Origin of the sequence: Nostoc sp. S13 (assembly GCF_029379315.1) — a bacterium.
GTDB lineage: Bacteria > Cyanobacteriota > Cyanobacteriia > Cyanobacteriales > Nostocaceae > Nostoc.
The window spans coordinates 1-21,704 of the sequence record NZ_JAQYWQ010000020.1 but is presented as its reverse complement, the minus strand read 5'-3'; the positions used below and the strand labels follow the sequence as shown (position 1 = coordinate 21,704).

Genomic DNA, 21,704 nt, shown 5'->3' with positions numbered 1-21,704 from the left:
TATGTAACAGACTCTATAAAGGGCCTGCCATCAATACAGCTTGCACTGTTTCTCCGATAGACTGGGCTAAAGACCAAGATGTTTCTACTTGCCCCAAAGGTTCCATTGGAATCAGAATACTGACGGCCACCCAAGGAATGCGTTGCTTGTGCCATTGTGCCAATTGATCCGCCAAGAACCAGTGTAAAGGTAATGGATTTCCACCGTCTGGCATAGCGTACCATTGCAAGACAGCGAAGGTTTGCTCTGGTGTGGAGGCGCGAAAGAATCTAGCTTCTACTTTAGTTTCGACATTAGAAGTCAACTTTGCACGCGGTTTCACAGTAAATTCCGCAGAGCGATATTGAGCTACATCCCACTTTCCCCAGCGTGACCTTCCCCAGCCGTTAACCTCTGTCCACTCTACTTCTGGTTGATCCATAGGGCCATTTTGCGGCAGCAAAAGCAGGATTGCCTGGGATTGTGAACCTTCTTTTTTAATTACCTGCAAAGACCATTTATGTTCGCCAATTTGCTGTTCTGCTTGTTCAATGGTTTGCCAACCAGGAAGAGTTAATCCAGTTTTATGGATCTGTTTTAATTCCTTGAGGGTAGTAACAGGTGGCGGCTGTTTCCATTGCCAGTGTCCTGTCAGGTATCCGGGAAGCCCTCCTATTGCTAGCAGCAGTAGTAATAACAAAAGTGCTGCTACTTGACTCAATTGGTTTTGCTTGAAAAACTTCGAGAAGGAAATCATCACTAAAATTTATAATACTTAGGCAAAATTTTACTTTATAAAATCACACTCTGAGTTCATTGACATACTCCCTCGTTTAGAAAACGGGGGATTGTGAGGTCAAACAGTAATTGCAGGCACTACCCGACTTACATCACCTAACTCAACAGTCGATGCCCCGACTGCTTGAATATTCTTAGCGGCGTTTTCATCACGTCCATTAACTGACTGACAGTGTTGACAACGCCACTCTCTGACTGACAAATCCAAACTCTCTAAAATGTGTCCACAGTTAGAGCAAGTTTTGCTGCTGGGATACCACCTGTCCACAAATACAACCAGTTTGTTTTTCTTCTTGGCAACCCATTTTAGGATTTGTAGAAACTCGCCGAAAGCCAAGTCTGATATTTTTCTGCCCCAAAGACGTTGCATTCCCTTTAGGTTTAGGGTTTCAAAGCACAGGACATCAAACTTCAGGGTTAAGGAATGCGCTAATTTCCAAAACCAATCACGTCTTCGGTTATAAATATCCTCATGTTTGCGTACTAGGTTCTTTCTTGCTCGTTCCCGATTCCATGAACCTTTTAGTTTTTTAAAGTGATGAATGCTTGCTTTTTTAATAGCGTTAAGGGATTGCTTGAAGAATTGGGGCGATTCAATTCTAGATCCGTCTGAGCAAGTGAGAAACACCTTGAGTCCAAAATCAAATCCCGCTATTTTACTAGGCGTAGAATTGATTTCTAAATCAACAGTATTATCTACAACCACAACCATAAACAATTTACCTAATGGTGTACGTTTTATAGTTAAGGTTTTAACTGTCCCCTCAATTTCTCTAGACTTACAAAATTGATAAACTCGATTACCAATATGCACTCGGTTGCCACCCAAAAACTTATAACCAGCTTGCTTAAGTGTGAATGACTTGTACTTCCTAACCTTTTTGAAGCCTGGTGGTCTAACCCCCTTTTTATGGTGTTTAAAAAATAACTGATAGGCTTTTTCAATGCGTTGACATATATCTTGTACCGCTTGAGAGCCTACTGATTGCCATAAAGGGTTACGCTTTCTCAGTTTGGCAAGATGAGACTGAAGTTTTGCACAGTTTAAATGCTTGCCCCACATCCGATAATATCTTTTGTGGAGAGCAATACAATGATTATAAATTACCCCAGAGGCATTAATCATGCGCTTGAGGTATCTATTTCTTTTGTGTTGATAAAGCTTAAACTTCAGTGTTTTCATACACACTATTTTATTATTTTATAGCCGAATAAATTCGGCTTTTCGCTGATATCCCCCGGTTAGAAACACGGGGGCTTCACACATCACGACTCGTAATATTTATGACTTACTGATCAGCGAGGAAAAATTAAGGGAGTGGGGAGTGGTGGGATGAGGGGGATGAGGGGGATGAGGGAGACAAGGAAAATAATCCATGCCCAATGCCCAATGCCCAATGCCCAATCCCCAATGCCCAATGCCCAATGCCCAATGCCCAATGCCCAATGCACAGTGATTCTAACTTTCTGCTTCTTGCTGTGTTTCTAGAGATGCTAAAAAATAGCTATTAATCCAATTTAGTAAGGGCACTAATGACACCAGCATACAAGCAGAGTAGAGATCACCACCCCAACCCTCATGCAACCATTTAAAAGCCGCTTCTTGACCTGTACCGTGAAAGAAAGTCAGTAAAGTATTACGAATGATATTGGCAGTAATACTAACGATCGCAGCAATACATAAAAACGATATAGTTGTGCGACGTGAAGACAAAGCGTCTGTCCAATAAAGCAGCATCAAGCCTACGTAGAGAGTAGTAAACAACATTTTTAGCCCTGCACAATAGGGGGCAACTTCCACAATCCGTCCTCCCACGTAGAGATTTGTCTCATACACGGTTACTTCCATACCAAATTGATTCAGTATAAAGCCTGCTGTGCCGGCGATGAAACTTTGGAGCGGAAGGGTATAGGGAGCAATGAGATAAGGTACTGCTGTTGGGGTTGCCAGAAATACTAGTAGCAGGGGAAATCCTTGCGATCGCAAACCTGATATTCCCTTAAACCACAAGCATAATCCTGCCAGTATAACGGGCAAGGAAAGGTTAACCCACTCTGTAACACCGCTAAGATAAAAAACTGCCCCTAATAACAAGAAAACAACGCCCAAAGGATGGCTGGTATCTGGCAAACGTTTCCACTTTTTCCGGTTCATCCAGCCCAGATAAGCAGCAAATGGTAAACCGATAATCCCGTGGCTGAAATATTCGTGTTCTGTACTGATATTTTTGTGCAGCCAACCATCCAACCAGTGTAGCAATATCGGAGCATAAAGCAGCAGCAAAATGCCTAAAATGGCTAGATTTAATAAGCCTGATGCGTTTATGTTTTTTACCTGTTGCCGGAGTGCCATGATTTTTAGTAACTCAAAAACTTAGGTCATTTGTCATTTGTCATTTGTCATTTGTCATTTGTCATTAGCAAAGAATAAAGAACAAATGACAGTCTTAACAAAAAAATGTGTAATTTAGACGCACATTAGGTATGAATTTACTTCAGACTACCACGCTGCTAAGGTCAGCAGGAGAGGGCTCATCTGTTTTATAACTCGTTGAGACTGCATGAGCGATCGCTGCTACAACTTCTTTGACTTGGCTACTACTCAAACCAGGATACATCGGTAATGATAATATCTGCTTTGACAGTTTTTCGGCTTGGGGAAAATCTCCAAGCTGATAGCCTAAATTGGTGAATGCTGGCTGGAGATGACAAGGAATTGGGTAGTGAATACCAGTTTGAATTCCTACTGCTGTGAGTTTTTCCTCAAGTTGCTGGCGTTGTATTGGGCAAGACTCATCAACTTTAATCACATAAAGATGATAAACGTGTCCTGCACCACTTTGATTTTCCATAGGGATAATCCCAGCAGTTGCTAAAGGTGCTAGTTCTTTATTATACTGTTGGGCAATAGTCAAGCGATCGCGATTCCACTGTGGCAAATATGGTAGTTTCTGATGCAAGATTGCTGCTTGCAAAGTATCCAAGCGGCTATTTGTACCTGGTTCAGTATGAAAATACTTTTGCGATGCACCATAATTTCGCAAGCGCCTCATCTTCTGGGCGACATCTGAATCTCGTGTCAGCAGCATTCCTCCATCCCCAAATGCTCCCAAATTTTTGCTGGGATAGAAACTAAAAGCTGCTGCTATTCCTACTGAACCAGCGTGATATCCATCTCTTTGGGTGAGGTGTGCTTGTGCTGCATCTTCAAAAATTACTAGTTTGTAGGTATCGGCAAAGTTCAATAACTGGAGTGGTGATACCATCTGACCATAGAGATGCACAGGGATAATTGCTTTGGTATGAGGCGTAATTGCCTTTGCTGCTTCTCTTAAGTCAATTAAAGCTGTTTGGCGATCACAATCTACCAGAATTGGCTTGGCACCAGCACGTAGCACCCCAATTAAGGTTGCTATAAATGTGTTTGCTGGTAAAATCACTTCATCGCCAACACCAATATTACACGCTTGTAATCCCAGAGCGATCGCATCTGTTCCTGATGCCACACCAACTCCATATTCTGCCCCAGACACTGCCGCAAATGCTGCTTCAAAATCTGATAGTGCTTGCCCTAAAATAAAATCTCCCCGTTCCAATACAGATTGGATTGCATCTTGCAATTGCGTTTTAATTGGTTCATGTTGTAACTTCAAGTCTACAAAAGGAACTCTAATAGTCATTTTATTCATTAGCAGTTGTCCTCAAAAAGAGATTTACTTGTATGCAAAAAATAGATAAGCCTGCACAATTTTCAGGATGAAATTGTAATCGCTTCAATCTATCGGATCAAGAGTTATATAAACTATCTAGGATTGTCAGCGATCAGTGCTAGCTATTATCAGTAAAAATGGCTATATAAATTACATTATTATATTTATAATAAGTAAATTTACCCTGAAGGTTGCCATAGGAATTTTCCCTTCTGTACATAAAAAATGACAGACTTTTGGTATTGTATCCTTAGGATTAGCTTACCCTGACTGAATCCAAATCTAACGCAGTCTGATTGCAAAATCTCAAGCAATAGAAACCGCACTAGTGGTAATAGAAAACATTCAGCACCAGTAACTAGTAAAGACCGCGTTGCCGACTTAATGGAAGGCATAAAAAATTTTTGCCCCAAATTTGTTTGTCACAGGCAAAATTAGGGAATGCTTAAAGATAGGAGTTGATAACCTAGAAATAGGACTTGTATCAATTTCCAGTATCGAGAAATTATTAAGGTAACAGTGGCAATGGTAGAGCCTGAAAACAAATTATTTGCCCTAAAGGATGGTTGGGATTCTCCTGAATCAAGAGAAGAACAACGCCTCAAAGCTTTGTCAGATTTAGGTTTGCGGCAAGCAGAAACGATTCCGGTTTTTGAAGAAGCCACACAGACTGCTGCCCACTTTTTGGAAGCACCAATTTCCATTTTGGGATTTGTGGATCAAGAACGCCATTGGTTCAAGTCGGCGGTGGGTTTATCTAGGTTGGGACTAATGAATCATTTGGCACAAAGCCGCCAACTCTCACGCCGGGAATCCTTTTGCACTCAGGTAGTAGAAAGTCTGCAAATATTTGTAATTAATGATACACATAAACTTACAGATCCAGTCTTTGCTAGCAGCAAGTTGGTGCAGGATTATGGTATTCGTGCTTACTTAGGAGCGCCACTGATTGATGCTGAGGGACATTGTTTCGGTGCATTGGAGGTGATGGATTTAGTGCCGCGCAGTTTTACAGCGCGAGACATTGAATTTTTACAAATTATCGCTCGTTGGAGCATGAGTGAATTTGAGCGTAACCGACTCCTGCAAGGGAAACTGAAATCAAGGACTCCCAAGAACACTCCGATATTTTCACTCAATGACGAACATAACACTGAGATTAAAATCACGCCACCCACTAAAGATAGCGACTCGCTTTCTACTAAGCAACTGAAACTGGAACTTTTGGGTCAGCTAACTCACGAGTTACGCACGCCCTTAACATCTGTACTCGGTATGGCTAGTGTTTTAGGACGTGAGATTTATGGGCCTTTGACGACTAAGCAGAGAGAATATTTGGAAATTATCCAACACAGTGGTCGGTACTTACTTTCCTTAGTAAACGAAATTACCGAACTAGGAGCTATGGATGAAAACTCTACTGTGCTGAATGTAGCTCCTGTGGATATCGAAATGCTGTGTCAACAAGCTATCAATACTCTAGAAGAAGTGGCTAATCGCCGCGAGCAAGATATTCGCCTTTCTATAGAACCGGGACGCAATCGCATTTTGCCTTTAGATAAAGAGAAGGTGCGGCAAATCCTCTATCACCTGGTTTTCAGCGTGATTCAACTTGCGGCTACAGGTAGCATTGTTCGCATTCATGTCTCTTATAAGGAAGATACACTCAACATTACTATTTGGGTTTCCCATCCTTGGCTAGGGGACGGCATAACTGAGGTTGATCCCTACTTCCGTCTGAATTCTTTATCGCTGCTGGATCTGACAGGTGAGGTAGCAACTTACAATACTCATGCAGAAAGCCAAGAGCAATCAGATACTTCATCAGTAGTAGTGGACAATTCAAAAAACTCAAGTGATTCCCACTCAAAATTCTTTGCTAGTAGTTCAGGTATAAATTTAGCTAAATCACATGGAACTCTTTCTCGTGAAAGCTTGGGTCTATTGCTAAGTTGTCAGCTGGCAGAGTTGCACGGTGGACAAATTTTGATTCAAGGTTCACCAGAATCAGGATATCGTTATGTGCTTTCTTTGCCACTGCAACTGGCGAGTTCCTCACAAGCAATTAGCGATGTCTGATCAGAATCTATAGGGATCAGGTGACAAATAATAGTGTACTCTAACTGGGAAGTCGGGATTGAAAAAAGGTATTTTCATCTATATTATTGTGTCCTAAGTAGATGAGGGGCTGTTTTGACTTAGTGTTAGCTGAAGTGGTTTTGGATTAAAGGTAGTGGCTGGTGGCTAAAAATAAGAATGCCATCACTAACAAAGCAATCTCCCTTATTACCTTTTTATAGCCATAGGCATTATGATCAATTCCAAGTTCTGCGTCGGCAGGCTAATTGATCGCAATGTTTTTTATGAATTTAGTCTGGCAACGATTTACTTTATCATCTTTACCGCTCAAAGAATATCTTGCTACCAGTTACGTACATCGTTCTCTGGTCGGACTGTTGAGTTCTTGGCGGCAAACCAGCGTCTTACTCCAGTGGGGAGATGCGATCGCAGCTGCTTTACTCAGCTTAATATATGCCCTTGCACCTTTTGCGTCGAGTACATTGGTGGGCTGGTTGCTGGCGGCTTGTGTGGGATTTTGGCTGTTGTTGACTTTATCTGATGAAGTCACACCAGCAAATGTCTCGACAGTCACTCCTATTCACCTGCTGGTATTGCTCTACTGGGGAATTGCCGTAGTCGCAACAGCATTATCGCCAGTGAAAAAGGCGGCACTTAACGACTTGGGAACGTTAACCTTGTATTTGCTACTATTTGCCCTTTGTGCCAGGGTATTGAGGTCGCCTCGCCTCCGGTCTTGGATCATCATCCTTTACCTGCATGTATCGTTAATTGTCAGTGTATATGGATTGCGGCAATGGTTTTTCGGAGCCACAGCACTGGCAACTTGGGTTGACCCAGAATCTCCTCTGTCTAAGACTACAAGAGTCTACAGTTATTTAGGCAATCCCAACTTATTAGCTGGATACCTCCTACCAGCAGTAATTTTTAGCTTAGTGGCAATTTTCGCATGGCAAAGCTGGCCCAAAAAAGCCCTAGCATTAACAATGCTAATTGTCAATACTTCCTGCCTGATCCTAACTTTTAGTCGTGGCGGTTGGATTGGATTAGTAGTGGCATTTTTGGCTGTGATGGCATTGCTAGTTTATTGGAAAAGCGTGGAAATGCCTCGTTTTTGGCGTACTTGGTCGCTACCGATTGTCTTGGGAGGTTTGATCGGGGTATTGCTGCTAGCAGTGATATTTGTAGAGCCAGTTCGCCTGCGGGTGTTCAGTATTTTTGCTGACCGTAAAGATAGCAGTAATAATTTTCGTCGAAATGTGTGGGATGCTGTCTTCCAGATGATTCGCGATCGCCCGATTTTCGGCATTGGCCCCGGTCACGGCTCTTTTAATAAAGTTTATCCCCTCTACCAACACCCTCGTTACACTGCTTTAAGTGCCTATTCGATTTTGTTTGAAGTGACAGTAGAAACTGGATTTGTTGGTTTAGCCTGCTTTCTCTGGCTAATAATTGTCACATTTAATACGGCATTTTTGCAAGTGCGACGATTGCGACAATTTAGAAGTGTAGAGGGGTTTTGGTTAATTGGAGCGATCGCTATTTTGTTGGGTATGCTAGCTCACGGCACTGTAGATACTGTCTGGTATCGTCCTGAAGTCAATACCCTCTGGTGGCTGATCGTTGCCTTAATTGCCAGCTACTGGACATCTTTAGCTCAAAACCAGACAAATTTATCTAACTCAGAACCAGCAGTAAACTAACATCAGTAAGTTGTCAGTTGTTTTTCTACAGAACAACTGACAATGTTTGAATTTTAAATTGTCTAGTCTCTGTAGGTAGTGCCGCCTGGAGCATTAGGGTCGCGATAAGCGGTCGGTTCCTGATTACGCTTTTTGCCACCCAAACCAGCTAGACCAGCTAGACCAATTAATCCTAGCCAACCCCAATCAAAATCGTTGCGATCATCGGAAGTAGAAGTGGTCGTTCTTGGAGCAGTAGTGGCTCCGGGGTCAGCAGTCGTCTGAGCTTGTGCGGATAGAGTTAATGGTAAAATTCCCATACTCAAGCTGAGAACGCCAGCGCCAAGAGCTGTAATAAAATTACTTTTCATAAGAGTGAAAATTCCTCATGCCATCCGAAGTTACTCACCACTGTATCGAGTTCCAACCTTAGCGAAATCAATCTACGGCTATAGACTAGGCATTTTGATAACTCACGCTGTGGATATACAACATGCTTTTCACAGCAATCCGTTTTTCACTATAGTGTGGTAGTTTCGCCACACTGACCCTTAATAGTTTTTCATTGCCCGTTGAATGTCACGCTGGTCTTGGCGTCGTTTCAGGTCTTCTCGCTTATCGTGGAGCTTTTTACCTTTGCCAAGGGCGATACTCACTTTTACCCAGCCGCGTTTGAGATACATTTTCAAAGGGATTAAAGTTAAACCCTGCTGTTCTACTGTGCCAATTAACTTGCGGAGTTCTTTGCGATGCAACAGCAGCTTGCGTGTACGCCGTGGTTCATGATTGAAATATTGTCCACTAGCGTTATAAGGCGAGATATGCACATTGATCAACCATGCTTCGCCATTGCGAAGCAAAGCATAGCCATCTTGGAGATTGACTTTACCCGCACGAATCGACTTCACCTCAGTTCCTGTCAATTCAATTCCAGCTTCGTAAGTTTCCAGAATTTCATACAAATAACGGGCTTGACGGTTGTCGCTAATAACTTTGTAACCTTCGTTCTTGTCGCTCATTGATAATTTTGTGTGCTTTAAATGTACCTAAAAAATTATTTCGATTGACTTGTGAATTATCGCGTGTATCTTAGAACTGCTATAAATGCTGAACTGTATATCACTAATTTAGCTTTTCTAAGTTCGTAATTAATACTTTTGTGGGAAATTTAAATTACCTGGAGCCAATAATAAGCGTGCCCAATGGTTTTGAATATCCGAGGAGTAAGTAGCAATAGATACCACTGTTGATTGCAGCAAGCTGGCCTTGATTTTAATTTCCTTAGTTAATTTAGCAATATCATAGCGTAGGCGTAGCCAGCACTTCTCTACGAGACGCTGCGCGAACGACAAAGCTCAGTGACCACCGTAGGCATCGCTGCTGCAATGTCTTTTAACCCAAATATGCTCTTTACGATCGCTTTTTGAGAAGTTAACATTATTTTAGCCATTTAAAAAGAAGTTTAAGATAAGTTTTCTCCCATTTATTTACCCTCAAACAGATGCTTGAGTTTTTGCGTCAAACCATAGACTGCAACTATGGAGTCGTCTATGAAATTTATCTTAGCTAAGGCTAGTTTGGATTGATTGTGGGTGATTCATCCATAAGATTAATCCTAGATAATCGACTTTTGTGCAATCTCCAAAAAACGGTATCGGAGACTCACATTTTTTAGCGTAGGCGTAGCCCAAACTAGGCATGGCATAACTTTTCGTCGGTCTACTTACAATAAGATTCAATATGTTTTCAGATTGCCGTAATTATCTACATATATCATCATGAGAAACAAATTAGTTGTTCTGAGCGTTGGATTAGCCATGCTACTGGCAGGGAACCGCAGTATAGCTGGAGTAATTACTCTTTATGATGGCGCATCAAGTGTCACACCCGATCAATATAATGCACCATCCCAGTGGCTAAATTTCGGCACTGTCAATCCTGTTACTGGCACTCCTATTGGAACACAAAGTGTTAGTGGTGGGTTAACAAATTTAGATACCAGTTCTAGCAACAATATATATGGTGGCTATAGCAACTATAATGTCGCTAATCCGCCAGTTTCTTCTTCTGTCATTACCCCTACTACCCTGGTTAACTCATCATTTCCTTCTCTAGATCGAAATGCTGGTTACGACTTGAGTTTTACTGTGAGGATTAACTCTCAAGTCAACGATGGAACTAATGGCCCTTATCGTGCTGGCTTCAGCGTCATAGTTCTCAGTAGTGACAAACAAGGAATAGAAATAGGTTTTAGAAATACTGATATTTTTTCTCAGGTTAATTCCTCTTTTAATTCTATTTCTTCTGCTGAACAAATAACTGGCGTTTCCAGTTTGCTATCAAACCTCACTACTTATGATTTAAATGTTTCTGGTAACAACTATACGCTAACTAATGGTGCGACTACTCTCTTAAGTGGTTTACTACGCGACTACACCGCAGCTACTGGAGTTGGAAGTGATGTTTATAAAACTCCTAACTTTGTTTTTCTCGGAGATGATACTACATCTGCACGAGCTAACATCGACCTTAAATCTATAAATCTTACCAATAACACTGCTGGCGTACCCTACGAATTTTCACCAACTACTGGTATTTTGGCATTAGTCGCTGGGAGTATTATAAATCATTTGTTGAAAAAGAAAAAGTCATGAAATCATGTGGCTTTGATATTATAGAACAGCTAAAAAAATCTAACTTTTGGCTATCGGCGATCGCTGTTGGTTTAACAATTATTCAACTCGATTTAAATTGGAAATTTATTGGTAGTATTGATGCTCTAACTCTCAGAGGTTTGTTTTTAACAGCTATACTATATTTAATTTGGAAAAAACAGCATATCCTTAATCTAAGAAGCGATTTATTTTCTAGTTTAATTGGCTTATTCTTGATTAGCTTTATCCTAATAAAAAGTCTATCTTTGTTCTGGTTTGAATCTTTTTTTATCAAAATATTTGCTTTGTTGTCATTTCTAGGGCTGGCTTTAATAGCATCAGGAATTAAAGGATTAAAGCAATACTGGAAAGAATTTATAATTTTGCTTTTATCCTTATCTGATGGATTACTCATATCATTAATTGCAACCAAGATAGATGTTAGTTTACTCGCTGCTAAGTTTTCAAACTTTGTGCTTTGGTATCTAGGTTTTGCTGTGTATCGTCAAGGTGTGAACGTCATTCTTCCCACAGGAGGCATCGAGATATATCCTGGTTGTTCTGGCTTAAATGCCATATTATTATTATTACAATTATCACTGGTTTTTATTCTAGTATTTCCTCTTAATATATTTCAGAAAATTCTATTACCAATTGTGGCTGTATTTCTAGCATTTATTATTAACATTTTCCGATTAGTATTGATGACATTGCTAGTGGCAGACTCCAATCATCAAGGATTTGAATATTGGCATGGGGAATATGGAAGTCAAATATTTTCTACAATTTCGATTTTAGCTTTCGGGTTTGTCTGTCATTGGATACTAAGAGAAAAGAAACCAGGATGATTAAATTTACTCAATGGAAAAAAGAAATCAGATTTTGGGTACAGATCCGAATATCATTGCTGGCTATAACTTGTATTGGAGTTTTTGTTACATTAGGAAAGTTAATATTTGATACTGATGCTGCTAGTCATAAAGTTAGCAACTTTATATTTCCAGCCAATGTCTTATTAACAGACGGGAAAATCTTAGAAAGTCAATTATTAATTGATAAAGTGGTACAAGAATCAAGAAAATATGATGCTGTCATTGCTGGTAGGCGCTATCGATATCGTTATAACAGCATTCCTCTGGATATAGAAATGCGTTATGTCGTAGGTACATTAGGGGATGTCGAAGGACTAATAAAAAATAATACGACTATAAATTTGCCTCCTGGTAAGGCATTTCAAACAGTACGCCAGCAGCTAGGGATAGGATATTATGGTTTATTTACCTATCAAAATAAGGCGTATCTAAGTAGCTGTATAAATCCCCAAGGTGATAGTACAGTTACTACAGGACAATTTCTTCACAATAGACACATTTACAATATTCGCTTGAATCGTTTTTTACCTTGGTTACTTGGCGAGGAAAGCTTTTTAGATAGACGTTGTTTATGGGCACATTTATCCATTACTGTAAATAATGCTGACTATCAAAGTGCATATAAATTATTGGAGAAAGCTTGGTTATCTTGTTATTTTTCGTGGAGTCCTCGCTTTCCTAAATATTAAATTTCAATAAATATAAGTAGTTAAGTATGAATAACTTAGATAAAGATTACTGGCCTTCTATTTTTAATTTGCGCTTCATTGGTTATATATTATTAATATTGTCTTCTATTGATGTTGTCAATATTTTTATTCCCTTTCAGTTTACTAATCCTGTCTGGGAATTTCAAATGATTGGAGCGCTAGTAGAACATGCACCTTTACCTTTAATAGGCTCAATGCTTGTATTTTTTGGAGAAATAAATTATCGCCGAGAAGTAGAAATATATCTATTAAATTTTATTTCATGGGCTGCTCTCTTAGCTGGGATTTTATTTTTATTGCTGCTGCCTTTAGGAATTAACAATACCTGGCGTATCGATAACCAAAATCGGGTGCAAATTACAAATCATTCATCACAACAAATTACCCAAATGCAACAAATCAAGAAAGTGTTGAGTAAGGCGACAACAAACCAAGATATCAATCAAATCATAAAGTCTTTAAACCGCCAAGAGAATACGCCAGAGTTAAAAAATCCTCAAGAGGTAAAAAGTCAACTCTTATCACAAATTTGGCAATTAGAAAAAAACACTAATAATCAAGCTCAAGTAGTACAAAATAATACACACAAAGAACTCATTAGAAATTCTCTAAAATGGAATTTAGGTGCTTTAATTTGTTCATTTGCTTTTATTTCGATTTGGCGTGTTACACACTGGGCACGTTGATCGTTTTGATTCCATTCGCTACGAACTTAGGCAAAGCTTTACAATAATTCGTAATGACGCTCTCTACGAGACGCTAAAAGCGTAGCTTGCTTCTCTGTAAGAGTACGCGGACTCGCTACCGCTACGAAGACAGTAATTCGTAATTAAGTTTTGTAACGTTCGCAGAGCGTCTCGTAGAGAAGAGTGCTGTTGTAGGGACGGTTTCCGCCCACAAAACTTGCTGCTTTTAGAAGCAGGGACTTAAACATCCAGAATTTGTTAATTAAGTTAATATTAATTTACACTAAGGTAAACATTTCCTCTGCCTTATTGATGAGTTATTACAAATTACAAAGCTCTCTGTGCCTCCCAAGCAGAGGGAGTTAAAGGTGAGTTACACTTCTTGAACCGAACCAAAATATTTAAGATTTTCTTTATAAATCAACATTGAGGCCGTTATTAGCTGGTCATACTGTCATAGTATGAAACATAAGAACAGTGTTCTTACCTGTGTTCACTGATGAAATACGTAGAAGCAAATTTCTGAGTAAAAAAATGCTAGGGGTGTATTATCCATGCCCTTGACGATCCTTGTAGTGGATGATGATTTGGGCACTCGTCTGTCTGTTAGCGACTATCTTGAACTGTCTGGCTACTCGGTGATCATGGCTAATGACGGTCAAGAGGCTTTGGTTATGGTGGATGAGTATCATCCTGATTTGATTGTCACGGATATCGTTATGCCACAGATGAATGGCTATGAACTGGTGCGCCGGGTGCGTCAACAACCAGTGTTTCGTTTATTGCCTGTAATTTTATTAACGGCACGTACTAAGACACAGGAAAGAATTCTGGGCTACCAATCAGGGTGCGATTTATACTTACCCAAGCCTTTTGAACTGGAAGAGTTAGCAGCAGCAATCCGCAATCTTTTGGAGCGATCGCAAATCATTCAATCGGAGTACCGGTTTTCTCATAAAGAGAGTTTGGGCATTTCCGGTTCGACAAAAGCGGCGGACGCCCATAATTCTCTGTCCACTCAAATTCAGAAATCCTACTTGCACTCACCCCTAACTCATAGAGAACAGCAAGTCCTAGAGTTATTGACTCATGGTCTTTCAAATGCCGAAATGGGTCATCAGCTACACCTGAGTCCTCGAACAGTTGAAAAGTACGTTAGCAGTTTATTGAGAAAAACCTCAACCAGCAACCGAGCGGAATTAGTGCGTTTTGCGATTAAGCATGGTCTGGTGGAATAAAAGTTAGGAGTTAAGAGTGAGGAGTTAGGAGTTTTAACTCATAACTTATAACCCTTCTCTACGAGACGCTGCGCGTAGCTTGCTTCTCCGTAGGGGTACGGCAGGCTCAGGGCATCGCTCATAACTCACATAACCCTTCTCTATCAGACGCTGCGCTTCCCCGTAGGGGTACGGCAGGCTCAGGGCATCGCTCATAGCTCATAACTCATAGCTCATAACTCATAACTCTTAACTTTTGTCAGCAGACCTTCACAAGCATCGATCAGTAAATCAATAACCTGATTAAATCCCTGTTGACCACCGTAATAGGGATCTGGAACTTCCTTTAGGGTGTGTCGAGAGCAAAACTCGCACATCAAACGCACTTTATGCTGATATTGCTTAGTTTGATCAAGAGTGAGGATGTTGTCATAATTTTCTTGATCCATCGCCAAAATCAAATCAAAGTCTTGAAAGTCTGACTTTTCAAACTGGCGTGCTCGACCACGCAGTTTAATTCCCAACTTTGTAGCCGCCGCAGCACTCATGCGTCTGTCAGGTCGGCTACCAACGTGATAACTAGATGTACCAGCAGAGTCACAGAGGATATGTTCGGTCAAGCCAGCCTGCTCAATTAAGTGATTCATAATGTTTTCTGCCGATGGCGATCGGCAGATGTTACCTAAGCAGACAAATATCAACTTGTAAGGCATAGATATTTTTTGTCCTTTGTCAATAGTCATTTGTCATTTGTCAGTTGTCCTTTGACCAATGACCAATGACCAATGACTCTGGACTAAAATCCAGGTAGTTCCAGTCCACTGGTTAATTCTTCCATACGTTCCCGCATTGTTGCAGTGGACTTGTTGTAGGCTTCTTTCATTGCCACTGTCACGAGATCGGAAAGTACTTCTGCACCTTCACCTAAAGCATCTGGAGAAATTTCCACTCGCTTGGGTTCTTGGTTCCCACTGACAATCACCTTCACCAGACCACCGCCAGATTCTCCTTGAATCTCCATTTGCTCCAATTCTTCTTGGAGTCGCTTTGCGCCTTCTTGAACTTGCTGCGCTTTCTTAAAAGCTTCAGCCAATTCTTTCATTTTTCCTAAGCCAAAGCCGAATCCCTGTCCTTTTCCTGTCATAATTATTTGTACGCCTGTGCGTTGAATAACAAATCAAATTCAATTATAGATGCGGTAAGTAATTTGCCTCTTTTTTTACCAATAATTAATGCTTCATAGAATGGGGAGTGGGGAGTAGGGAGTAGGGAGTAGGGAATTAGGCATTGGGAATTGCACATTGGTTATTAATTCTTCTTTCTCATCTCGCTCATCCCGCTCATCCCGCTCATCTCTCCCGCTCATCTCTCCCACTCCCCACTCCCCACTCCTCATTCCCCACTCCCCATTCCCCACTCCCCATTCCCTATCCACAAGCACTTTGAAACTCTCCAAGCATTTTGACTTCTGGCTCTAAATTAATAGCCCAACGTTCTTGTACTTGATGTTGGATGTGGCGAATGAGACAGAAGATATCACTAGCTTTTGCACCACCACGGTTAACGATGAAATTAGCATGGAGTAGTGCTACTTGTGCTCCACCAATTTGGTAGCCTTTCAGCCCAGTTTGTTCAATTAACCAGCCAGCACTGTAAGGTTTGGGATTGCGGAATACACTGCCACAACTGGGGAAGTTGTATGGTTGGGTGCTCAATCGATGCTTTTTATGTTGTTTGGTGATTGCCACAACTTTTGCTGGGTCAGCACCTGGCGCGAGTTGTAAGGTGGCTTGGGTGACTATGCGATCACCACCTTGCAATAATGAAGTCCGGTAGCTATAACCTAACTGATTGGGCGTAAGAGTTTCCAGCGTACCATCGGGTGAAAGTACTTGGGCGCTAACTAACATATCTGCGATACAGCTATTATGTGCCCCTGCATTCATCACCACGGCACCTCCTGCTGTTCCGGGGATACCAACAGCCCACTCCAATCCTTGCCACCCTAATTCTGCTGCTGCCCAAACCAAGCTGGGAATTGATTCTCCGGCAGCAACGGTTAATTGACCTTTATCTGGGTCAAAGTTACTGAAGCGGAGATGACGAGTCGCAATGACTAAACCTGATATACCGCGATCGCTCACCAGCAAGTTAGAACCTGCTCCCAGTGTTGTCACCTTTAAATCACGTTCTTTTGCGTATTTAAGACTTGCTTGCAGTGCTTCTAAGTTTCGAGGGGCAACATACAAATCAGCTGCTCCCCCAACTCTATAGGAAGTAAACGCTGACAAAGAAGCCTGGGGCTTGATCGCACAATCAGTATTGGGTAAGTAGATTACTTCACTCTCTACCGAATTAGTTGTTTGGTGTTTCTTTGTATTCAAAGTAGAAACTGTGCAGACGTTTCCAGCTGCCTGGGAAATGGTCATCTTTACTTTATATTGGTAAAATTTTTACATTTATTTACCGCAAAAATACGGTAGAGTGAACCTATGGAACCGTTGCTAGAGGGCGCTTTGCTCAGAAATAAAACTTCGCAAAGTCTCCACTTAAGATGTGGCTTTAGCAGGTTCGCAAAGTGTCGTAATTACTTCAGGAATCACCTGATTCAAGTTCCCAGCCCCCAAAAACAGTGCCAAGTCTCCTGGGCGTAGTGTTTGTAGCAAGTACTCACACACTGAGGTTAAAGTTGGTTGATAAACTACCTGCGAATGTTGTTTAGCAATTTCCGCCGCTAGACGTTCACCACTAATTTGACCTAAATTTGGTTCACCTGCACTGTAAATATCAGTCAGCACAACCAAATCAGCATGGGTAAAGGACTCGGCAAATTCTTGTAAAAAGGTCAGTGTACGACTATAGCGATGGGGTTGGAAGATAGCAACCACTCTTTGCCCTGGTCTTGCCTGTAAACGTGCTGCGGCGAGAGTCACGCGAATCTCGCTGGGGTGATGAGCATAGTCATCAATGAAGGTAATACCATCAACTTCACCCCGGAACTCAAAGCGGCGTCTTGCTCCTTCAAAGGTGGCGATACCTTTGGCAATTTCTCCAAATTCTAAGCCCAATGCGCGACCAACAGCCACTGCTGCTAAGGCATTGCTGAGATTGTGTCGACTGAGCAACCGCAACTTCAACACGCCCAAAGCTTTACCTCTTTCCCAAACTAGAGCCGTGGTGCCATCAGCACGATAATCAATATTACTGACGGTGTAGTCAGCGTCAGTATCTGAGTGCAAGCTGTAACTAATTGTCGGTTGCAAGCGATCGCGCACTGTCGCACAGTCAATACTACCTATTAACGTTTTACAACCCTTAGCAAATGTCTGGAAGATGTCAATGACTTCTTCTAATGTATCGTAGTGGTCAGGATGATCGAGTTCAATATTGGTGATGATGCCAATCTCTGGAGCGTGTTTTATCAAGGAACCATCAGATTCATCTGCTTCGGCTACCAAATATTGGCTTTGTCCCAATCGAGCATTACCCGACCAAGCATTGACTTCGCCACCTACTAAAATCGTTGGGTCTAGACCTGCTTGCAGAAGCATATAGCCAATCATGCTACTGGTTGTAGTTTTGCCGTGTGTTCCTGCCACTGCAATACTGTAGTAATCGGCAATTAAGGCGGCTAGTACATCTGAACGATGTAAAATTGGACAACCTAATTCCAGCGCTGCTTTGTATTCTAAATTATTCGTGTTAATTGCTGTTGAACAAATGACTTGAGGCAGTTTTGACTTAGTATCACTAGGTAATTGTTCTTGTGAATTTAATACTACTGTATTAGCCAATAGCTGAGGGCGAAAGAATTCGAGATTGCTTGCCTCTTGTCTATCAAAAATATGAGCACCGATAGATTCCAACTTGTGCGTAATCTGGTTGGGACGAAGATCCGAACCTGATACTGGAAATTGCCGCTTGGCAAGAACGTATGCCAGAGCAGACATACCTATGCCACCGATACCAATGAAATGAAATGGTCTACCACTAAAATCTACAGAATTAGTCATTTATTGCTCCTCTTACACCACACCACACCATAATCACAAATGACACGCGTATCATAACAGGAATTTGATTTTTACCGTAACTGCTCCTATATGATGTTTATGTTTGATGCCCGAAGGATGTTTCCGCTCTGGCTTTCCTTGTTCAGAATGATTTTACCTTGGTTGGAGGTTTTTGCTATTTTTGAATTGTTCTTAAGATTATTCTGAAAATTTTGGCCGCATCGGGAAAGAAATTCTTGTAATGTCAAATACATATTTTTGGCTACCTTACTGGAATTGGCTACATAATACATTGTTGAGTGAAACTGATTTTAAATTGCATCAAGTCTAGACGTGAGTTGAGTACAATAGTACATTGGTAGTGAAACTATTTTTCAATTGCATAAAACCCAGGCATAACTGGATGCAACAAGTTGCAATTTTTGGTGGCACATTTGATCCAATTCATTGGGGACACCTGCTCGTAGCCGAGACAGCTTTGCATCAAGTATCCCTTGAAAAGGTAATTTGGGTGCCATCCCTAAATCCTCCTCATAAAGAAGCAGCTTTGTTTGAGCATCGTGTCAAAATGCTGCAATTAGCCATAAAAGATAACCCAGCGTTTACTGCCTCACTAGTGGAGGCAAATCGCTCTGGGACTTCTTATGCCATTAACACCCTGTTCGACTTATCTGCTAGTTATCCAAATACTCACTGGTACTGGATTATGGGCTTGGATGCTTTCCAAACCTTACCCCGTTGGTATCGTGGACACGAACTAGCACAAATGTGTGATTGGTTAATAGCACCCCGACAGCTAGGTGGTGAGACTATAACTCAAAGCAAATTAATCTGCAAGCAAGTGGAGCAACAAATCAGGGAGCAGTCATATACCATTCACTGGCAACTCTTGAATATACCTTTAATAGGAGTTTCGTCAAGTCTAATTCGCAAATTTTGCCGCGAACACCAGTCAATTCGTTATTTAGTCCCAAAATCGGTTAGATCATATATTACTAACAACAACCTCTACTCCCACAAATCTGAATAAATTATGTGTTTTTTTATTGATCTAACACTTCATGGTTATAAGTGCTCCCCCCCTTTGCGATATGATTGGGGTCAACGATATCAACATATAAGCATAAATACAGAGGGCAAGACACTGTGATTAGAGTTGCAATCAACGGTTTCGGGCGGATTGGACGTAACTTTGCGCGTTGCTGGGTGGGCAGAGAGAATAGTAAAATCGAGCTTGTCGCTATTAATGACACATCAGACCCTAGAACCAATGCTCACCTGCTAAAGTATGACTCAATGCTAGGGAAGATCAAGGGTGCTGAGATTAGTGCCGATGATAACTCGATCATCGTTAACGGTAAGACGATTAAATGCGTATCCGATCGCAACCCAGAAAAATTGCCCTGGAAAGATTGGGGAATTGACCTAATTATCGAAGCAACCGGGGTGTTTACTAGCAAAGAAGGTGCGCTCAAGCATGTGAATGCTGGAGCCAAGAAAGTTCTGATTACCGCTCCTGGTAAAAACGAGGATGGCACTTTTGTGATTGGTGTGAATCATCAGGATTATGACCACAACATACACCACATTATCAGTAATGCTAGCTGTACAACCAACTGCTTGGCGCCGATCGCAAAGGTGTTGAACGATAGATTCAGCATCATCAAAGGCACGATGACCACCACCCATAGTTATACAGGTGATCAGCGCTTGCTAGACGCTTCTCACCGGGATTTGCGACGGGCGAGGGCAGCAGCGATCAATATTGTACCCACCTCCACTGGTGCGGCAAAAGCGGTAGCGCTGGTAATCCCAGAGCTGAGAGGCAAGCTAAATGGCGTTGCCTTGCGTGTACCGACCCCGAACGTCTCAATGGTAGATTTCGTAGTTCAGGTTGAGAAGCGTACTATTACTGAAGAAGTTAACCAAGCTCTTAAAGATGCTGCTGAAGGGCCACTCAAAGGCATTTTGGACTATAGCGAACTAGAATTAGTATCTTCCGATTATCAAGGTCATGATGCTTCTTCGATTGTCGATGGCAACTTGACTTTTGTCTTAGGTAATGATCTAGTGAAAGTTATGGCGTGGTATGACAATGAGTGGGGTTACAGCCAACGAGTTTTGGATTTGGCGGAATTGGTAGCTGAAAAGTGGCAATAACTTAGTCATTAGTCATTAGTCATTAGTCACTAGTCATTAGTCATTAGAAAAATGAAAAATGACAAAGGACTATTGACCAAAGTGTTGAAATCCCTGGCTAAGACTCAGAACTTGGTCAGGAAATTTTTTTTGTTGGTCGTGGAATAGTACTGTTGATCCGGCTGTAATCCTGCCCACGATCGCAGCACCTTCACCAAGATGTTGTACTAAGGCTGATGCTAACTCTTGTGGTAAGCACAGCACTAATTCAAAGTCTTCGCCACCGTATAGAGCATATTCTAGCGCTTGCTCTTGTGGCAACCAATGGTTAAAAGTTTTTGGTACAGGAATTTGTCTGCGTTCTAGGACAGCGCCAACGCCACTGGCGCGGCAAATTTGGATAATCGCGTCTGCCAAACCATCACTGCTATCCATACCAGTAAAGGAGAGTTGGGAGTTAGGAATTAAGATTTTCCAGAGGATTGGTAAGACATCTAATCGTGGTTGTGGGCGTTGGTGTGCATGGATTAGAGCCGTGCGTTCTGCATCTTTGAGGCTTTGCCCTAATTCGGGATGCAAAAGCAGTTCTAAGCCAGCTCTTGAGGCTCCATGAACGCCTGTAACGACGATCGCATCTCCCACAACAGCAGCAGAACGGCGGATAATTCGATTAGGGTTAACTTGACCAAAAGCGGTAATTGCTACAGTCGTCACAGGCGATCGCACAATATCACCCCCGACAATTAGAGTATTGTATTTTTGCAGGCATTCTGTCATTCCCTGGTATAGTCGCTCAACCCAACTCACCCTAACTTCACCGGGAAGTCCCAACCCGACAGTAATTCCCAATGGGAAAGCACCCATTGCTGCTAAATCTGATAAATTGGCAGCAGCCGCTCGCCAACCAGCATCTTCTGGAGAAGTGGTGAGGTTGCTAAAATGTACGCCTTCAACCAGCACATCTGTAGTCACCACCAAAGATTGCTCTGGTGCAATCTCAAGTACTGCGGCATCATCGCCGATAATTTCTGGAGGGCAAAAGCGCTGTAATCTTTCTAAAAGACCTTGTTCGCCAATGTCTTTTACTTGTTGAGAAGATAAATTACTGTTCATTGGGCATTGGGCATTGGGCATTGGGCATTGGGCATTGGGCATTGGGCATTGG

Annotated in this window: 22 protein-coding genes; 10 read left to right on the top strand and 12 right to left on the bottom strand. The window is 41.7% G+C overall.

From position 1 onward, the window contains the following. Positions 1-13: 13 nt before the first annotated feature. Positions 14-736: a cyanoexosortase B system-associated protein gene (locus tag PUQ00_RS09420; protein ID WP_300415434.1), complete on the bottom strand. Its 723-nt coding sequence runs from the start codon at positions 734-736 to the stop codon at positions 14-16. Positions 737-835: 99 nt separating this feature from the next. Beyond that, positions 836-1,960 (bottom strand): transposase, encoded by a 1,125-nt coding sequence (locus PUQ00_RS09415; protein WP_300415432.1) that lies wholly within the window; start codon positions 1,958-1,960, stop codon positions 836-838. A gap of 168 nt (positions 1,961-2,128) precedes the next feature. On the opposite strand from PUQ00_RS09415, the gene PUQ00_RS09410 reads away from it, so the two are divergent. Then, entirely contained in the window at positions 2,129-2,266 is a 138-nt protein-coding gene (locus tag PUQ00_RS09410) for a hypothetical protein (RefSeq protein ID WP_300415431.1), read from the top strand. On the opposite strand, the gene crtB is transcribed toward PUQ00_RS09410, so the two are convergent. Further along, a complete protein-coding gene (gene crtB / locus PUQ00_RS09405; protein WP_300415429.1) occupies positions 2,237-3,130 on the bottom strand; it encodes a cyanoexosortase B in 894 nt (297 codons plus the stop codon). The two genes, PUQ00_RS09410 and crtB, sit on opposite strands and share 30 nt — an antisense overlap. A gap of 142 nt (positions 3,131-3,272) precedes the next feature. Next, complete coding sequence (locus tag PUQ00_RS09400; RefSeq protein ID WP_300415427.1) at positions 3,273-4,457, bottom strand: DegT/DnrJ/EryC1/StrS aminotransferase family protein; 1,185 nt, start codon at positions 4,455-4,457, stop codon at positions 3,273-3,275. Positions 4,458-5,012: 555 nt separating this feature from the next. Here PUQ00_RS09400 and PUQ00_RS09395 point away from each other — a divergent pair. Further along, positions 5,013-6,566, top strand: coding sequence for a GAF domain-containing sensor histidine kinase (locus PUQ00_RS09395; RefSeq protein WP_300415425.1), 1,554 nt, complete (start codon positions 5,013-5,015; stop codon positions 6,564-6,566). Positions 6,567-6,850: 284 nt separating this feature from the next. Then, positions 6,851-8,269 (top strand): IctB family putative bicarbonate transporter, encoded by a 1,419-nt coding sequence (locus PUQ00_RS09390; protein ID WP_300415423.1) that lies wholly within the window; start codon positions 6,851-6,853, stop codon positions 8,267-8,269. A gap of 62 nt (positions 8,270-8,331) precedes the next feature. Here PUQ00_RS09390 and PUQ00_RS09385 read toward each other — a convergent pair whose 3' ends face one another. Both PUQ00_RS09385 and smpB read right to left on the bottom strand, forming a co-directional pair. Next, a complete protein-coding gene (locus PUQ00_RS09385) occupies positions 8,332-8,619 on the bottom strand; it encodes a WGxxGxxG family protein (RefSeq protein ID WP_300415421.1) in 288 nt (95 codons plus the stop codon). Between the two features lie 180 nt (positions 8,620-8,799). After that, positions 8,800-9,267, bottom strand: coding sequence for an SsrA-binding protein SmpB (gene smpB, locus PUQ00_RS09380; RefSeq protein ID WP_190893799.1), 468 nt, complete (start codon positions 9,265-9,267; stop codon positions 8,800-8,802). Positions 9,268-10,026: 759 nt separating this feature from the next. Here smpB and PUQ00_RS09375 point away from each other — a divergent pair. The 5 genes from PUQ00_RS09375 to PUQ00_RS09355 all read left to right on the top strand — a co-directional run bounded on the left by PUQ00_RS09375 (position 10,027) and on the right by PUQ00_RS09355 (position 14,408). Beyond that, positions 10,027-10,902 (top strand): PEP-CTERM sorting domain-containing protein, encoded by an 876-nt coding sequence (locus tag PUQ00_RS09375; RefSeq protein WP_300415420.1) that lies wholly within the window; start codon positions 10,027-10,029, stop codon positions 10,900-10,902. Then, entirely contained in the window at positions 10,899-11,750 is an 852-nt protein-coding gene (gene crtA / locus PUQ00_RS09370) for a cyanoexosortase A (RefSeq protein ID WP_300415418.1), read from the top strand. The genes PUQ00_RS09375 and crtA overlap by 4 nt, the downstream gene beginning before the upstream one ends. Next, complete coding sequence (locus tag PUQ00_RS09365) at positions 11,747-12,463, top strand: cyanoexosortase A system-associated protein (RefSeq protein ID WP_300415416.1); 717 nt, start codon at positions 11,747-11,749, stop codon at positions 12,461-12,463. Before crtA ends, PUQ00_RS09365 begins: the two co-directional genes overlap by 4 nt. A 26-nt stretch (positions 12,464-12,489) precedes the next feature. After that, the gene (locus tag PUQ00_RS09360; protein ID WP_300415414.1) at positions 12,490-13,170 is read left to right on the top strand and encodes an HpsJ family protein; all 681 of its coding nucleotides are present in this window, start codon (positions 12,490-12,492) and stop codon (positions 13,168-13,170) included. Positions 13,171-13,724: 554 nt separating this feature from the next. After that, the gene (locus PUQ00_RS09355; protein ID WP_300415412.1) at positions 13,725-14,408 is read left to right on the top strand and encodes a response regulator transcription factor; all 684 of its coding nucleotides are present in this window, start codon (positions 13,725-13,727) and stop codon (positions 14,406-14,408) included. A 212-nt stretch (positions 14,409-14,620) separates the two neighbouring features. Here the strand turns inward: PUQ00_RS09355 and PUQ00_RS09350 are convergent, their stop codons facing one another. The 5 genes from PUQ00_RS09350 to murC form a co-directional block, all read right to left on the bottom strand. Continuing rightward, on the bottom strand, positions 14,621-15,100 hold the full coding sequence (locus PUQ00_RS09350; protein WP_300415514.1) for a low molecular weight protein-tyrosine-phosphatase: 480 nt from the start codon (positions 15,098-15,100) through the stop codon (positions 14,621-14,623). Between the two features lie 83 nt (positions 15,101-15,183). Then, entirely contained in the window at positions 15,184-15,531 is a 348-nt protein-coding gene (locus PUQ00_RS09345) for a YbaB/EbfC family nucleoid-associated protein (protein ID WP_292762183.1), read from the bottom strand. A 93-nt stretch (positions 15,532-15,624) separates the two neighbouring features. Continuing rightward, positions 15,625-15,804 carry a hypothetical protein gene (locus tag PUQ00_RS09340; protein ID WP_300415410.1) on the bottom strand — a complete coding sequence of 60 codons (180 nt, stop codon included), beginning with the start codon at positions 15,802-15,804 and terminating at the stop codon, positions 15,625-15,627. A 10-nt stretch (positions 15,805-15,814) separates the two neighbouring features. After that, positions 15,815-16,816 carry a UDP-N-acetylmuramate dehydrogenase gene (gene murB, locus PUQ00_RS09335; protein ID WP_300415408.1) on the bottom strand — a complete coding sequence of 334 codons (1,002 nt, stop codon included), beginning with the start codon at positions 16,814-16,816 and terminating at the stop codon, positions 15,815-15,817. Between the two features lie 120 nt (positions 16,817-16,936). Then, positions 16,937-18,400 carry a UDP-N-acetylmuramate--L-alanine ligase gene (murC, locus tag PUQ00_RS09330; protein WP_300415406.1) on the bottom strand — a complete coding sequence of 488 codons (1,464 nt, stop codon included), beginning with the start codon at positions 18,398-18,400 and terminating at the stop codon, positions 16,937-16,939. 403 nt (positions 18,401-18,803) lie between these two features. On the opposite strand from murC, the gene nadD reads away from it, so the two are divergent. Both nadD and PUQ00_RS09320 read left to right on the top strand, forming a co-directional pair. Next, the gene (gene nadD / locus PUQ00_RS09325; protein WP_300415404.1) at positions 18,804-19,430 is read left to right on the top strand and encodes a nicotinate (nicotinamide) nucleotide adenylyltransferase; all 627 of its coding nucleotides are present in this window, start codon (positions 18,804-18,806) and stop codon (positions 19,428-19,430) included. Positions 19,431-19,546: 116 nt separating this feature from the next. Next, positions 19,547-20,560: a type I glyceraldehyde-3-phosphate dehydrogenase gene (locus tag PUQ00_RS09320; RefSeq protein WP_300415402.1), complete on the top strand. Its 1,014-nt coding sequence runs from the start codon at positions 19,547-19,549 to the stop codon at positions 20,558-20,560. Between the two features lie 69 nt (positions 20,561-20,629). Here the strand turns inward: PUQ00_RS09320 and thiL are convergent, their stop codons facing one another. Further along, the gene (gene thiL / locus PUQ00_RS09315) at positions 20,630-21,652 is read right to left on the bottom strand and encodes a thiamine-phosphate kinase (RefSeq protein WP_300415512.1); all 1,023 of its coding nucleotides are present in this window, start codon (positions 21,650-21,652) and stop codon (positions 20,630-20,632) included. Positions 21,653-21,704 lie beyond the last annotated feature (52 nt).